General features: G+C 58.0%; 15 protein-coding genes and 1 riboswitch. Of the genes, 12 read left to right on the top strand and 3 right to left on the bottom strand.

Going from position 1 to position 14871, the window contains the following annotated elements; all coding sequences use genetic code 11:
* Positions 1–229 precede the first annotated feature (229 nt).
* The 8 genes from PV407_RS00605 to glnA all read left to right on the top strand — a co-directional run bounded on the left by PV407_RS00605 (position 230) and on the right by glnA (position 9806).
* Complete coding sequence (locus tag PV407_RS00605; RefSeq protein WP_332087907.1) at positions 230–1186, top strand: AAA family ATPase; 957 nt, start codon at positions 230–232, stop codon at positions 1184–1186.
* Positions 1187–1335: 149 nt separating this feature from the next.
* Entirely contained in the window at positions 1336–2019 is a 684-nt protein-coding gene (locus tag PV407_RS00600) for an HAD family hydrolase (protein WP_332087906.1), read from the top strand.
* Positions 2016–2855 (top strand): SPL family radical SAM protein, encoded by an 840-nt coding sequence (locus PV407_RS00595; protein ID WP_332087905.1) that lies wholly within the window; start codon positions 2016–2018, stop codon positions 2853–2855. The genes PV407_RS00600 and PV407_RS00595 overlap by 4 nt, the downstream gene beginning before the upstream one ends.
* Positions 2856–2970: 115 nt before the next feature.
* Positions 2971–3057: riboswitch (cyclic di-GMP riboswitch) on the top strand.
* Positions 3058–3272: 215 nt separating this feature from the next.
* On the top strand, positions 3273–5270 hold the full coding sequence (locus PV407_RS00590; protein ID WP_332087904.1) for an ATP-binding protein: 1998 nt from the start codon (positions 3273–3275) through the stop codon (positions 5268–5270).
* A gap of 114 nt (positions 5271–5384) precedes the next feature.
* Entirely contained in the window at positions 5385–6701 is a 1317-nt protein-coding gene (hflX, locus tag PV407_RS00585) for a GTPase HflX (protein ID WP_332087903.1), read from the top strand.
* 1 nt (position 6702) lies between these two features.
* The gene (locus PV407_RS00580) at positions 6703–7956 is read left to right on the top strand and encodes a methionine gamma-lyase family protein (RefSeq protein WP_332087902.1); all 1254 of its coding nucleotides are present in this window, start codon (positions 6703–6705) and stop codon (positions 7954–7956) included.
* A gap of 78 nt (positions 7957–8034) precedes the next feature.
* Positions 8035–8448, top strand: a complete 414-nt coding sequence (locus PV407_RS00575) for a MerR family transcriptional regulator (RefSeq protein WP_332087901.1) — start codon at positions 8035–8037, stop codon at positions 8446–8448.
* 20 nt (positions 8449–8468) lie between these two features.
* Positions 8469–9806, top strand: a complete 1338-nt coding sequence (glnA, locus tag PV407_RS00570) for a type I glutamate--ammonia ligase (RefSeq protein ID WP_332087900.1) — start codon at positions 8469–8471, stop codon at positions 9804–9806.
* Between the two features lie 81 nt (positions 9807–9887).
* Here glnA and PV407_RS00565 read toward each other — a convergent pair whose 3' ends face one another.
* Positions 9888–11021, bottom strand: a complete 1134-nt coding sequence (locus PV407_RS00565) for an RCC1 domain-containing protein (protein WP_332087899.1) — start codon at positions 11019–11021, stop codon at positions 9888–9890.
* Between the two features lie 182 nt (positions 11022–11203).
* The gene (gene lexA / locus PV407_RS00560; protein ID WP_332087898.1) at positions 11204–11824 is read right to left on the bottom strand and encodes a transcriptional repressor LexA; all 621 of its coding nucleotides are present in this window, start codon (positions 11822–11824) and stop codon (positions 11204–11206) included.
* A 205-nt stretch (positions 11825–12029) separates the two neighbouring features.
* Between lexA and PV407_RS00555 the strand changes: the two genes are divergently transcribed.
* The 4 genes from PV407_RS00555 to PV407_RS00540 all read left to right on the top strand — a co-directional run bounded on the left by PV407_RS00555 (position 12030) and on the right by PV407_RS00540 (position 14178).
* Positions 12030–12443 carry a LysM peptidoglycan-binding domain-containing protein gene (locus PV407_RS00555; RefSeq protein ID WP_332087897.1) on the top strand — a complete coding sequence of 138 codons (414 nt, stop codon included), beginning with the start codon at positions 12030–12032 and terminating at the stop codon, positions 12441–12443.
* 185 nt (positions 12444–12628) lie between these two features.
* A complete protein-coding gene (locus tag PV407_RS00550) occupies positions 12629–12835 on the top strand; it encodes a DUF896 domain-containing protein (protein WP_332087896.1) in 207 nt (68 codons plus the stop codon).
* 16 nt (positions 12836–12851) lie between these two features.
* Positions 12852–13256 carry a hypothetical protein gene (locus tag PV407_RS00545; RefSeq protein WP_332087895.1) on the top strand — a complete coding sequence of 135 codons (405 nt, stop codon included), beginning with the start codon at positions 12852–12854 and terminating at the stop codon, positions 13254–13256.
* A gap of 133 nt (positions 13257–13389) precedes the next feature.
* Positions 13390–14178 (top strand): HAD family hydrolase, encoded by a 789-nt coding sequence (locus PV407_RS00540; protein ID WP_332087894.1) that lies wholly within the window; start codon positions 13390–13392, stop codon positions 14176–14178.
* Between the two features lie 80 nt (positions 14179–14258).
* Here PV407_RS00540 and PV407_RS00535 read toward each other — a convergent pair whose 3' ends face one another.
* Entirely contained in the window at positions 14259–14801 is a 543-nt protein-coding gene (locus PV407_RS00535) for a 1,2-dihydroxy-3-keto-5-methylthiopentene dioxygenase (protein WP_332087893.1), read from the bottom strand.
* Positions 14802–14871: the final 70 nt, after the last annotated feature.

Genomic DNA, 14871 nt, shown 5'->3' with positions numbered 1-14871 from the left:
CTAGTCCGGATGAAAAAAAATTAAACTCCTACTCCTCATTTTGGGGCTTTTTGCCGGCCGATTCAAGCACAAAATTTCATAAGAAATTCGACTCCGCGATCATAGGACAACTTCTCGCTTTGTACATTATAGGCAGAGGTTATTCGGCCGCCGTGCGGTTCGCTCGCGACGCCGCACGGCGGGGCCAAATTATCGAAGCCCGCATATCCAAAAAAACGAGGTGATTCCGGTGAGCATTCGAGTCGTTTCCGGCGAAACGCCCAAATCTTCGCGGCAAATCAATGTCGTGCTGCGCACTCCAGAGCCGGTGTCCGTATCGGAAGCCGAGCCGCAGACGGGCGGAAAAGCGGTTCCGTCGCAAGGGCCCTTCGCCGAAATTATGAAAGAATTGGACCAGATGGTCGGCTTGGAAAACGTCAAGGAACTCGTCTATGAAATATATGCGCTGCTGCAGATCGGCCAGTACCGGGTCGACGCGGGGCTGGCGACGACGCAGCAGGTGTACCACATGGTGTTTAAAGGGAATCCGGGAACCGGCAAAACGACGGTCGCGCGAATCGTCGCGAAGCTGTTTCACGCGATGGGCTTGCTGCAGAAAGGACATTTGGTCGAAGTGGAGCGCGCCGATTTGGTCGGCGAATATATCGGCCATACGGCCCTGAAAACGCGCGAGCTGATCAAGAAGGCGATGGGCGGCATTTTGTTTATCGACGAAGCGTACAGCCTGGCGAGAGGAGGCGAAAAAGATTTCGGCAAAGAAGCGATCGATACGCTCGTGAAAGCGATGGAAGACTATAAAAATCAGTTTGTACTCATTCTGGCAGGCTATTCGGATGAAATGGATTATTTTTTGGCGACGAATCCGGGTCTTCCGTCGCGCTTCCCGATCATGATCGACTTCCCCGATTATGCGATCGACCAGCTCGTGCAAATCGCCGAATGGATGGTCAAGGAGCGGGACTATACGCTCATCCCCGCAAGCGTCATGAAGCTGCGCCAGTTGCTGGCGGCGGAGAAAAGCCAGTATCCGTCCGCGTTCAGCAACGCCAGGTTCGTCCGCAACCTGATGGAAAAGTCGGTTCGCCATCAGGCCGTCCGCCTGCTCGGACAGTACGCGAATTCGTCGCCGGGGCGGCACGAGCTGATGGCCATCCGGCCGGAAGACATGCGCGTCGACCGCCGATAGCGAACGAAGTCCGCAACCGTACGGAGCCGCCGGAAAAGCGGCTTTTTTTTCGTTTGCCCGGATATCCCGAAATGCACGACGATGCCGATTCCTGTATAATACGTACATCGGCTGTGAACGATTTTTCGCCATGGAGGGCTGAAACGATAATGATCAAAGCGCTCGTGTTCGACTTCGACGGACTCATTCTGGATACGGAAACGAACGAATATCACGCCTACGCGGAAGCTTATCGGCATCACGGCGCCGAGCTGCCGCTCGAGCGATGGTCGAAGGTGATCGGGACGGACATGCTGTCCGTATTCGATCCGCTCGACGATTTGGAGCAGCGCGTCGGCAATCCGGTCGATCGCGAGCGGTTCCGCGCAATGCGCCGCAAGCTGTTCGAAGAGCGGATGGAGCGCGAGCAGCTGCGGCCCGGCGTCGTCTCCACCTTGGAGCAGGCCCGGCGATTGGGACTCGCGATCGGACTCGCTTCGAGCTCGTCGAGCGAGTGGGTGATCGGCTATTTGGAGAAGTTCGCCATCCGCGACTATTTTTCCGTCATTCGCACGCGGGATTACGTCGCGAAGGTGAAGCCCGATCCGGAGCTGTACGTGCAGGCCGTCGATCGGCTGGGCGTCTTGCCGGAGGAAGCGCTGGCGTTCGAGGATTCGCCGAACGGAGCGCTGGCGGCGCGGCGCGCCGGGCTTCACTGCGTCATCGTCCCGAACTCGGTGACGGAGTCGCTCCCGTTCGGCGAGCACAGCAAACGAATCGCGTCGATGGAAGGGCTCGATTTGAGCCGCTTGCTCGAGGAGCTGGCGTCCGGCCGGACGGAGGGGGAGCGATGATCGAAATCCGCCGCACGCAGCCGAAGCGGCTGCTCAACCCGGCTTCGGGATATTTGACCGGCTACAGCCATACGCTCAATCCGTACGCAGGCTGCGGGTTCGCGTGCTCGTACTGCTACGTCCGCAAAATGCCGGTCGCGTTGTTCCGCCGGGAGCCGTGGGGCGAATGGGTCGACGTGAAGGTCGGCTCGGCGGAGCTGCTCGCCGGCGAGCTGGCCAAGGCGAAACGGAAAGGGCCCGTAACGATCTTCATGTCGTCGAGCACCGATCCGTACCAGCCGCTGGAGGCGAAGGAGCTCGTGACCCGTTCGCTGCTTGCCGCGATGGCGGACGAACCGCCCGACTTTTTGTTCGTGCAGACGCGCAGCCCGCTCGTGACGCGAGATATCGATCTGCTTCTGCGGTTGAAGGATCGCGTTCGGATCAGCATGACGGTAGAAACCGACATGGAATCCGTACGGAAGGCGTTCACTCCGTCCGCCCCTCCGATCGCCGCCCGTTTGTCCGCCTTGCGCAAGCTGACCGAGGCGGGCCTTCGAACGCAGGCCGCCGTTTCGCCGGTGCTGCCGAGCAGCCCGCAGTTCGCCGGGACGATCGCCGCGGCGACCCGGCGGGTTTGCGTCGACGATTTTTTCATGGGAGACGGCAGCTCCGGAAGGCGGACGGAGCAGCTCGGCATCCGGACCTTGTTCGAGAAGACCGGTTATACGGAATGGTACGATCGCGAACGGTACAAGGACATCGTCGAAGCGCTCGGCCGCCATTTCCCGCCGGAACGGGTCAAAGTGAGCCAGAGCGGATTTTTGCCCGATTCGTCCGATACGAATGTGTTGTAAAATGTTCGAACATTCGGGATTTGCAGAAAAATTAGAATCGTTCGATTTTTAGTTTCGTTGAAAGAAAAGGTATGGTATATTAAGGTTCAGGTAGACTACCAGCAAATAATTGGAAATGGAAGTTTGGCAAACTTGCCGAAAGGCAGGGACGCAAAGCCACAGGTCTAAGGTTCGGCAGAACTATGACAGCTGGGTTGCTGAAACGCTCGCGTTCGCGTTGATCGTATCATGCCATCGGCCGTCCCTGAATCCGGGTACGGCTTTTTTTAGCTTGCAGAGCTAATCGTCCCCCCGGGTCGCGGCAAAGTATCGGAATCGAGCCTCGAAAGCCCTCGCCGCGCCTCCGCAGCTGTCTCTCATCGCTCACGTCCGCATAAACGACGCATACCGACAAACCTAACGGAAGGGAAGAACCATATGCACATAACCCGCGCGTTTCGGTCGTTCCGCTTGTCCGTCTTCCGGAGAAAGGAAGCGCTGCTTGCCGCTCTCGCGCTGCTCTCGGGCGTCGGCGCGCTCATCGACGCGATTCCGGATGCTGCCCGGTCGCTCGCTTCGCTTCTGTTTACATTGTCGCTTCTGGCGGCCGCGGCGCTGAACAAACGCCGGAAAGCCGCATACGGCCTGTCCAGCCTCGCCCTGCTGGCGTACATCGTCTTTATGCGGCCGGACGGCTTGTTCGCCCTGCTCTTAACCGCCTATCCGCTATTGCTGTTTTACGCGCTTCTTCTGCCGAGTCCGCTGTATACGCTCGCAGCGGCGCTGGCGATCGGTCTCAATTTGTATGCGTACGCCGACACGCCCGAAGGGCAGCAATGGCTGACGCATCTGTTTTTTATCGCGCTCCATGCGATGGCTTACACGATAGTGGCGCATTACACGCGAAAGCTCGAACGGGAGCGAAACGAGTACCGCCACCTCAGCATGATCGATTCGCTCACCGGGCTTGCTTCGCTGCAGCAGACGCTGCTGTTCGGGCAGCGGCTGATCGACGAAGGCAAGGCGGTCCGCGTGCTGCTGATCGACCTTAATTTTTTCAAGCAAATCAACGATACGCACGGGCATATGGTCGGGAATAAAGTCATTCTGCACGTCGCGGACTATTTGCGCGGGCTGGTCCATAATGTGAACGGAATCGCCGGCCGATTGGGCGGGGACGAATTCGTCCTCGTCGTCGAAGATTCGCCTCCTTTCGAAGGCATTCGCGAGCGGCTGCTCGGCGAGCTGAACGGTCAATCGTTCGCGATGGGCGACGGGACGCCGCCGGTGTCGCTTTCTTTTTCCGTCGGCGTCGCCGCCTCGAAGCCCGACCGGAGCGTACGGATCGAAGATTTGCTCCATGACGCCGATTTGAACATGTACGAATTCAAATTGCATCACCGGCTGCCGACGTTCCACGGGAAGACGGCGGATTTGATCGAGCATAATCCCGATCCGATCTGCACGTTCGACCGCAAAGGCAAGCTCATCGCCGTCAATCCGGCCGCCGCCGACCTGCTCGGCTATACCGCCGAGGAAATGACCCGCAGGCAGTTCGTGGCGCTCATTCATCCGGACGACCGTCCGAAGGCGCTGAAGTCGTTTCTGGAGACGATGAAGGGCGGCTCGATCCATTTCGAGCTGCAGCTGCTGCATAAAGAGGGGCATACGATCATCGCCGACGTAACGAACATTCCGATCATCGCCGATCATCAGATCGTAGGGATTTACGGCGTCGCCAAAGATATTACCGACAAGAAAAAAGCGGAGGAGCTGCTTCGCAACTCCGACCGGCTTGCGGTGACCGGACAGCTGGCCGCCGGACTGGCCCACGAAATCCGCAACCCGCTTACGGCGCTGAAAGGCTTCATACAGCTGCAGCAATCGGCTCCGACCGAGAACAAGGCGTACTATCCGATCATGCTGAACGAGCTCGAGCGGATCAATTTTATCGTCAACGAGTTTTTGCTGCTGTCCAAGCCGAAAGAGGCGAGCTTCCGCGATACCGATATTCGCACGGTACTCGATCACGTGGTGACGCTGCTCGATACGGAGGCGATCATGAACAAGGTGCGGCTCGTCACCGAAGAGATGGCCAACATTCCTCCGATCCGATGCGATGAAAACCAGATGAAGCAGGTGTTCGTCAACGTGCTGAAAAACGCGATCGAGGCGATGCCGGACGGAGGAGAAGTGAGAGTGCGGACGGAGACGTCCAAAGGCTCGTTCATCGTGCGCATTACCGATCAGGGCGGCGGTATTCCGGAGGAGCTGATCCCGAAGATCGGCCAGCCGTTTTTCACGACGAAGGAAAACGGGACCGGTCTCGGCCTGATGATCTGCCACAATATAATGGAGACGCACGGCGGCAGGCTGTCGATCGAAAGCGTTATGGGCTCGGGAACGACGGTCGAAATCGAGCTGCCCTTTTCGTGAGGGCCATTTTGCGGACGGCGGGGTTTGGATATAATAGAACTGCTTTATCCCGGAAATATGTTACAATGATCCGTATGTACGCATAACGTACCGATGCGATAAAGGAGTTCCCGCATGAAGCAAACGACGCACGAGGTCGGCGGCGGCATTTCGGATAAAGCCGTCGTCGTCAGCTTGGTATTGAAGAGCGACAGAGCCGGCGAGGAAGCCGTGCGCTATTCGCTCCAGGAATTGATCGGACTCGCGGAAAGCGCGGGCGTGCTGGTGCTGCATGAGTCGGTGCAGACGAGAGAGTCGGTCGATCCGAAATGGTTTATCGGCAAAGGGAAGGTCGAGGAAATCCGCGAAATCGCCGAGCGGCTCGGCGCCAATACGGCGATATTCGACCAAGAGCTGTCCGGCGCGCAGGTCCGCAATCTGGAGCGTGCACTCGATTTGAAAATCATCGACCGAACGCAGCTCATTCTCGATATTTTCGCGCAGCGGGCGAAAACGCGGGAAGGCTTTCTGCAGGTCGAGCTGGCCCAGCTCAGCTACTTGCTCCCCCGTCTGTCCGGACACGGGGTGAATTTGTCGCGTCTCGGAGGCGGCATCGGCACGCGCGGTCCGGGCGAGACGAAGCTGGAAACGGATCGCCGCCATATCCGCAATCGGATAACCGAGCTGCGCCACGCCTTGCACGAGGTGAAGCGCCATCGGGCTCTGCACCGGGAGCGCAGAAAAAAAACGGGCGTGCTCCAGGTCGCGCTCGTCGGCTATACGAATGCGGGCAAATCGACGCTGCTGAATCGGCTGACGCAAGCGAACGTGTACGCGGAAAATCAGCTGTTCGCCACGCTCGACCCGACGACCCGCACGCTGCGGCTGCCGAACGGTCAGGAAGTCGTGCTGACCGACACGGTCGGCTTCATCCAGCATTTGCCGCATGATCTCGTCGCGGCGTTCCGGGCGACGCTGGAGGAAGTGTGCGAGGCCGATCTCATTTTACATGTGGTGGACGGCTCGAACGAGATGGCCGAGCAGCATATCCGGGTCGTCGTCGACATTTTGCAGGAGCTCGGCGCCGGGGGCACGCCGACGATCACGGTGTTGAGCAAAGCCGATCTCGTGCCGGACGGTCAAGCCGAGCTGTGGAACGCCGAAGGGGACTCGATCCGGATATCCGCCTTCTCGGACGCCGATCTGGAAACGCTGAAGCTGGCCGTGCAGGAAAAGCTGACGGGCGAATCGATGCGCTTCGTCATTCCGGCCGACCGGGGCGACCTGATCTCGCTCGTTTACCGGGTCGGCGACGTGCTCGATCAGCAGGTGGACGGAGAGACGATCCGGTTCGACGTGCGCGTCAAGCAAAACGAATTCGACAAACAAGGATACAAGCTTCGATCGTTTGCGGCGAACGAAGCGATACAGCACGAGGGAGAGAGCGATTAAGATGAACGTACCGGATAAAATCGCCCGGCTCATGGAGCAAGCGGAAGCTTTGGCGGCGCCGAAGCTGAGCGAAATCGACAGACGGGTGGACCGCAATCAATGGAAGGTGATCGCCGCCTTTCAGAAGCATAAAGTGAGCGACTATCATTTCGGAGGGTCGACCGGCTACGGCTATAACGACCGGGGCCGCGAGGTGCTCGATCTCGTCTATGCCGACGCGTTCGGGGCCGAAGCGGGGCTCGTTCGCCCGCATTTCGTTTCCGGCACGCATACGATCGGGACCGCCTTGTTCGGCGTGCTCCGACCGGGCGACCGCTTATTGTACATCACGGGCAAGCCGTACGATACGCTGCACAAAGTGATCGGCAAGCCCGGAGACGGAACCGGCTCGCTGCAGGACTGGGGCGTCCGCTACGACGAGCTGGCTTTGGCGGACGACGGGATGCCGGATTGGGACAAGCTTCGGGCTGCGATTGCGGAACAACCGCCGAAGGTAGTCGGCATTCAACGGTCGCGCGGCTACGACTTGCGACCTTCGTACTCGGTCGAGCAGATCGGGCGGATGGTCCGGTTCGTGAAGGAGCTCGCGCCGGAGACGATCGTATTCGTCGACAACTGCTACGGCGAATTTACGGAAGAGACGGAGCCGACCGAAGTCGGCGTCGATTTGATGGCCGGTTCTTTGATCAAAAACCCGGGCGGAGGATTGGCCCAAACGGGCGGCTATATCGTCGGCCGAAGCGATCTCGTCGAGCTGGCCGCGTTCCGGCTTACGGCGCCGGGCATCGGGGGAGAGGTCGGAGCGATGCTCGGGACGACGCGCGGCATTTTCCAAGGATTGTTCCTTGCCCCCCATCTCGTCGGTCAGGCGCTGAAGGGCAGCGTCTTCGCCGCCGCGCTGTTCGAGCTTCTCGGCTTCGATACGCGGCCGGGATGGCGGGACGAACGATGCGATCTCATTCAGGCGATCCGCTTTACGTCGGCGGACCATCTGATCGCGTTCGTGCAGGGCATCCAAAAGGCGGCGGCCGTCGACGCGCACGTCGTGCCGGAGCCTTGGGAGATGCCGGGCTACGAGGACCCGGTCATTATGGCGGCGGGAACGTTCATTCAGGGGGGGAGCCTGGAGCTGTCCGCCGACGCGCCGATCCGTTCCCCGTATATCGCCTATATGCAGGGCGGGCTGACGTATTCGCATGTCAAATGGGGTGTCGTCATGGCGCTGACGAATATGATGGACAAAGGACTTCTGTGATTAAATCTTACATGGATTGACATGTTTATGTCCGATATGTACAATTAAGGTATCCTCTACATGTTGGAGTGGTGTGAAGTGAGCGACGAAATCCGCCGCAATATGGCCTTGTTTTCGATAGGGACCGTCATGAAGCTGACCGATCTGACGGCAAGGCAAATTCGGTATTACGAGCAGCACGAATTGATCGTTCCGGCGCGAACGAACGGCAATCAGCGGCTGTTTTCGTTCAACGACGTCGAGAGGCTGCTGCAGATCAAGGCGCTGATCGAAAAAGGCGTCAACATCGCTGGCATCAAGCAGGTGCTCAATCCGGTATCGAAAAATTCCGAGGACGCGACCGTCATTAACGAACAGACCGAAGTGAGGCGCAAGGAGCTGGACGACGTTCAGCTGCACAAAATGCTGAAAAGGGAACTTCTTACCGGAGGACGCCGGGGCAAAGTATCCCTCATTCAAGGGGAGTTATCCCGATTTTTCAATAAACAGTAAATTAGGGAGGAGTTCCTTTTATGTCCCAACCGAGCTATACGAAGGAAGATATTTTGCGCATCGCGAAGGAAGAGAATGTCCGCTTTATCCGACTGCAATTCACCGATTTGCTCGGTACGATCAAAAACGTCGAAATTCCGCTCAGCCAGCTTGAAAAGGCGCTCGACAACAAAATGATGTTCGACGGCTCTTCCATCGAAGGCTACGTGCGGATCGAAGAATCCGATATGTATTTGTATCCCGACCTGAACACATGGGTCATTTTCCCGTGGGTGACCGAGGATCGGGTGGCGCGGCTCATTTGCGACATTTATTTGCCGGACGGGCGTCCGTTCCCGGGCGATCCCCGCGGCATTTTGAAGCGCGCGTTGAAGGAAGCCGAAGAAATGGGCTACTCGGCGATGAACGTCGGCCCAGAGCCGGAATTTTTCCTATTTAAAACCGACGAGAAGGGGAATCCGACGACGGAGCTGAACGACCAGGGCGGCTACTTCGACTTGGCTCCGACCGACCTTGGCGAAAACTGCCGCCGCGAAATCGTGCTGACGCTCGAGGAAATGGGCTTCGAAATCGAAGCGTCTCACCATGAGGTAGCTCCCGGCCAGCACGAAATCGACTTCAAATATGCGGACGCGATCAAGGCGGCCGACCAAATTCAAACGTTCAAGCTCGTCGTCAAGACGATCGCGAGACAGCACGGGCTGCATGCGACGTTTATGCCGAAGCCGCTGTTCGGCGTGAACGGTTCGGGGATGCACTGCCATATTTCGCTGTTCCAAGGAAACGAGAACGCGTTTTTCGACGACAGCGACAAGCTCGGTCTCAGCGAGACGGCTCGCCATTATATGGCGGGCGTCCTGAAGCACGCTCGCGCGTTCGCGGCGATCACGAATCCGACCGTGAACTCGTACAAGCGGCTCGTTCCCGGCTACGAGGCGCCGTGCTACGTTGCCTGGTCGGCGAGCAACCGCAGCCCGATGATCCGCATACCAGCTTCGCGCGGCCTCAGCACGCGCGTCGAGGTGCGCAATCCCGATCCGGCGTCGAACCCGTATTTGGCGCTCGCCGTCATGCTGAAGGCGGGGCTGGACGGCATTCGGAACAAGACGCCGCTGCCGGCGCCGGTCGACCGCAACATTTACGTGATGACTGAGGAAGAGCGGGAAGAGCAGGGCATCCCGAGCTTGCCGGCCGATTTGCGCGAGGCGCTCGTCGAGCTGCTGAACGACGAGATCATTTGCGATGCGCTCGGCGACCATGCGCTGGCCCATTTCGTGGAGCTGAAAGAAATTGAATGGGACATGTACCGCACGCAAATTCACCAATGGGAACGCGATCAATATTTGACGCTGTATTAAGGAAAAGCAAAGAAGCCATGGACCCGGTCCGGCAAAACGCCGGAACCGGTCCATGGCTCTTTTTTTTCGCAGAAAAGACGCTTATTTCAAGTCGATCCGAATCGGCTTGTCGCTCGAACGGAATGTGCCGTCGCCCAATTGGCCGTTTTCGTTCGAACCCCATGCCCAAAGGGTGCCGTCGCTTCGGATCGCCAAATGATGAGCCCCGCCGCTTGCGATCGCGGCTATGTTGTCCAATCCGGCCACTTGATGCAGGTTCGGATCGATTTTAGCGCCATACTCCGGAAATTTGTCGAGCGTAATTCCCCAAGACCAGACCGTGCCGTCCTTTTTCAAGCCTAACGAGCGGTCGAAGCTGCCTTGGATGGCGACCATGCCGTCCAGCGCCGATAGCCTCACCGGGGATTCGACGATTTTTTGCTCGTCCAGTCCGAGCTGGCCGCGGAGATTGCTTCCCCAGCCCCAAACGGAGCCGTCCTTCCGAATCGCAAAAAAGCATTCGTCGCCGGCAAATACGCTCGCCACGTCCGACAAACCGTCCACCCGCTTCGCCTTGACCGGAGCGATGCCCCCGAAAGCCGTTGCGCCTTCCCATGTCCAAACGGAGCCGTCTTTCCCGACGATCGTCAGCTTGGACTGTCTGGACCAATTGGCGAAGGCGATATCCGCCGCGTCGGAAATATTGGGAATTTGTACGGGAGTATCCCCGTATCCGTGCGGCACGGGGCGCCATACCCAGACGGAGCCGTCCTTCTTGACGGCGGAATGAAACGAATCGCCCGCCGCCACCTTGACGACATCGGCAAGATCGAGTTGAACGGGATCCTGGATTTGGAACTGCAAGCGGCGGTCGGAGCCGCCGACCGGGGCCGGGCCGGCCGACCAAGTCCATACCGTTCCGTCTTTTTTCAAAAACAGGTTGGACGACACTTGCGCAATGTGCTTCATCGTCCCCATCCGGATCGGAGTATTGTCGCGAAGCTTCCAGTCCGGAAATTCAAAATCTCCCATACCGCCCCAGTACCAAACGTCGCCTTGTTCGTTATAAGCGATGTTGTGCACGCCGTCCGCCGATATGTACAGCTTCGGCTGCGGCGTAGTGCCGTTTGTCGGCGATTCCGCATAGGCGAAAGTTCCGGATGCCACCATCAACACGGCGACCCAGGCGAAGACGCGAAATCGGACGGTTTTCAGTACAGCGGCAAATCGAATCAAGCTAACTCCTCCCATTCTTTATATTTGGGTTTCCTGCCATCATTCCTAATATGTGGCAGGTTTTGCCTATTGTATAGACGACAACAAACGGGAATTGGTTTCAAGGTTGCCGAACGAAATGAACGAAAAAACAGCCTTTCGGCGGTTGTGCCGGAAGGCTGCTTGGTTAGGGGTGGACGATATTAGTGAATGTCGCGGAACAATCCGATCACTTTGCCGAGGATCGTTACGTTGCGGAGGCGAATCGGCTCCATGGACGGATTTTCCGGCTGGAGGCGAATATGGTCGCGTTCCTTGTAAAACGTCTTGACGGTCGCCTCGTCGTCCTCGGTCATGGCAACGACGATATCGCCGTTGCTGGCGGTCGGCTGCTGCTTCACGATGACGTAGTCGTTGTGATGGATGCCCGCATCGATCATGCTCTCGCCGATGACGCGCAGCATGAACACGTTATGATCACCGACGAAGTGGCTCGGGAGCGGAAAATATTCCTCGATGTTTTCCGTTGCCGTAATCGGCATCCCCGCCGTCACTTTGCCGATCAGCGGGACGCGCGCGATCGAGAACGAGAATGCGGACAACGAGTCGTCGTGGCCCAACACTTCGATCGCTCTCGGCTTCGTCGGATCCCGGCGAATGAGGCCTTTCCGCTCGAGACGGTCCAGATGGCCGTGCACCGTGGAGCTGGACGCAAGCCCTACGGCTTCGCCGATTTCCCGCACGGAAGGAGGATAGCCTTTATCGCGCACTTCGTTCTTAATAAATTCGAGTATCGCTTGTTGGCGATTGGAAACCTTGCTCACGATGATCACTCCAGTACGGACATGTTATTTGGGTAAATTATACCACAGAACTCGAGTTCGCACAAACATAAGTTCGATTTTTTTGGCCGAATGGCTTCAAAAAAGAAGGCGAAAAAAATAGCGAACATCCGTTCGAAAATCGTTGACGCGAATATGTGTTCGTGTTATTCTGATACCAGAACAAATGTTTGGGAGGAACGATACCATGTCCGCTTCCGCATATTACAAACCAAGCGAATATCAAGGCCGCTTTCATACATCTTCTTCCGCCGCCCCGGCGTCTTCGGCGCATCGGCCGAGTGCGGGCAGCGGCGACGTCGAACGGACTCGTTCGTCGGCCAAGCTCCGTCTTGCGATGATCGCCGCGGTCATGATGATCGGCTGCTTCGGTCTCGGCGCCCTCGTTCACGCTTTCGCCGGAGACGGCGAAGTGCAGGCGGCCGGCATTCCGGCGGTCCGCGATACGGTCGTTGTCAAGCCGGGGGATACGCTTTGGTCGATTTCCGAGCAGCGCGTCTCGAAAGGCGACGATATTCGGGCTTACATCGTGAAATTGAAAAAAGCGAACGGACTGTCGTCGTCGTCCATCCAAGCCGGCCAAGTGCTGCAACTGCCGTAAGCCGCACGTCCGCTTCCCGCCGTGCCGGGATCCGTCGGAACGCCGATGGCTAATACGCATTCGCCCTTACATAGATTCGCCCGGAGAGCGCGCTCCCGGGCTTTTGGCCGTTTCCGGCGGCGTTCCTTGACAAGCGGCTCCGAACCATGTCAAAGTAGGAGATAACCGACAGAAGGAGGCCGCCGATGATTACCGAACAAATGATCGCGCGTATAAACGAATTGGCCAAAAAAGCGAACACCGTCGGGTTGACCGACGAGGAGCTGGAAGAGCGCAACGATTTGCGGAAAAAGTATATCGAAGCGTTTAAAACGTCGCTTCGGGCGCAGCTCGATTCGATCGAGCTGGTTGACGACGAAAGCAAAGACGGCTCGACCAAAAAGCCTCATTAAGAACGGAGGATTTGGAATGTCCCGCAAATGGGAACGGATGGTTTACAAAAACAGCAAGGAGCTAAACGCGAAGCGGAAAAAGGCGGGGCACGCGCCGATATCGGTTTCTGCCGAGGAGCAGATGGACGTGTTCAAAGGCAGAAGCTGGTTTTTGCCGGCGCTGCTCGTCGCCTGTTCGCTTTTTTTCGCCATCGTCTCCGTCGCCCTGTACGAAACGCAGACGCTGTACTGGATTACCGTCATCGGGTACTTGGCGCTCGGGGTCATGTATTTTTTGCGCCGCCCGTACATTAAAATCGGCAAGCAAAAGCTTGCGACCCGGCGCATGGGCGTAGACAAAGTGTTCGACGCCGGCGAGATCGAATCGATCACGGTGCAGTCCGGCAGCATCGCCATTCAGATCAAGGGGAAACGGACGTGATGGGTGCTGTCCAAATTTCAAAATTTGTACGACATACCGGCGATATCCGAAAGGCTGAAAAAGTTCGCGGCGCATAACGGCGTCGCTTATAAAGAAGAAACGGCGTAACGAATACCGGGGGGAGAAACGGATTATGGCTATCCAGGCAGTTTTGTTCGATTTGGACGATACGTTATTGTGGGACGACCGGAGCGTGAAGGAAGCGTTTCAGGCAACTTGCCGCGCCGCCGCGGAGCAAGCCCCGGTCGACCCGGACGCGCTGGAGGAAGCGGTTCGCCGGGAAGCGCGGGCGTTGTACGAATCGTTCGATACGTTCCCGTTTACGAAGCAGATCGGCATCAATCCGTTCGAAGCGCTGTGGGCGCGGTTCAGCGGAGGGAGTCTGGAGCCGTTTCGCAAGCTGGAGCAGCTCGCTCCGGGCTATCGGACCGCATCGTGGACGAGAGGGCTGAAGGCGCTCGGCATCGACGACGAGAAACTCGGCTATACGCTCGGGGAGCTGTTTCCGCAGGAACGGAGAGCCAGGCCGCTCGTCTATGAGGAAACGTTCGAGGTGCTGCGCGATTTGAAAGGAAAAGTGAAGCTGCTGCTGCTGACGAACGGAGCGCCCGACCTGCAGCAAGAAAAAATCGCCGGAGTGCCCGGTCTTGCGGACTTTTTCGACCATATCGTCATCTCCGGCTCGTTCGGGCTCGGCAAGCCGGCGCCGGACATTTTCCGCCACGCGATGCAGCTGCTTGCGATCGGCCCGGAGGAAGGGATCATGGTCGGGGACAAGCTGACGACCGACATCCTCGGCGCGAACGGCGTAGGGATGAAGTCGGTTTGGATCAACCGTCACGGCGTCGCCCGCGGCGACGACATCGTGCCCGCCTGCGAGATCGATAACTTGCGTCAATTGGGCGCCCTGTTGGACCGCTGACATCCGCTTCGTACAGCAAAGCCCGACGCCTTCCCCGGAACGGGAGGGCGCCGGGCTCATTTTGCGGCAAGAGGACGGCTTTAAGCTTTCCGGAACGCGGGATCGTCGTACGGATGCGCGATCCAGCCTTCGGTTTCGATGAACAGGCGGACGGCGACGATTTTGCGGTTTTCCATCAGCGTGAAGAAGTGGGCTTTGTTTTCCGGGACGGAGATGACGTCGCCGGCTTCCAGTTCGACGTCGAAGTAGCCTACGTCGTCCGAGCCTTTAATGATGAAAATCCCTTTGCCCGCCGTGATGGCCCGCACTTCGTCCTCGGTGTGCGTATGCACCTGCTCGAACTTTTTCAGCAGCTCGTTGAGATTCGGGGTGGCGTCGGACAGGGCGATGACGTCCCACGTTCTGTAGCCGCGGCGTCCGGCCAGGTCGCGAATTTCGGCGTCGAACGTGGTCAAAATTTGCTGCTTTTCGTCGTCGGACAGGACGAACTTCTCGCGGAGCCCGGCGGGAAGCTTGTCGGGATTCCAATGCTCGTACAGCACTTCCTGCTTTTCCAGAAACGATCTGACGTTCTCCTCGCCTTTGATGCGCTCGTTCGTATTGCGAATGCGAATTTCTGCCATCGGTTTCCCTCTTTCCTATAGATGGATGAATGCTTGTTATTACGTATTATATGCGAAAACGGTACGCGTG

This window comes from Paenibacillus sp. GYB003, assembly GCF_036577625.1.
Taxonomy (GTDB): Bacteria; Bacillota; Bacilli; order Paenibacillales; family NBRC-103111; genus Paenibacillus_AB.
This window is presented reverse-complemented; position numbering and strand designations above follow the sequence as displayed.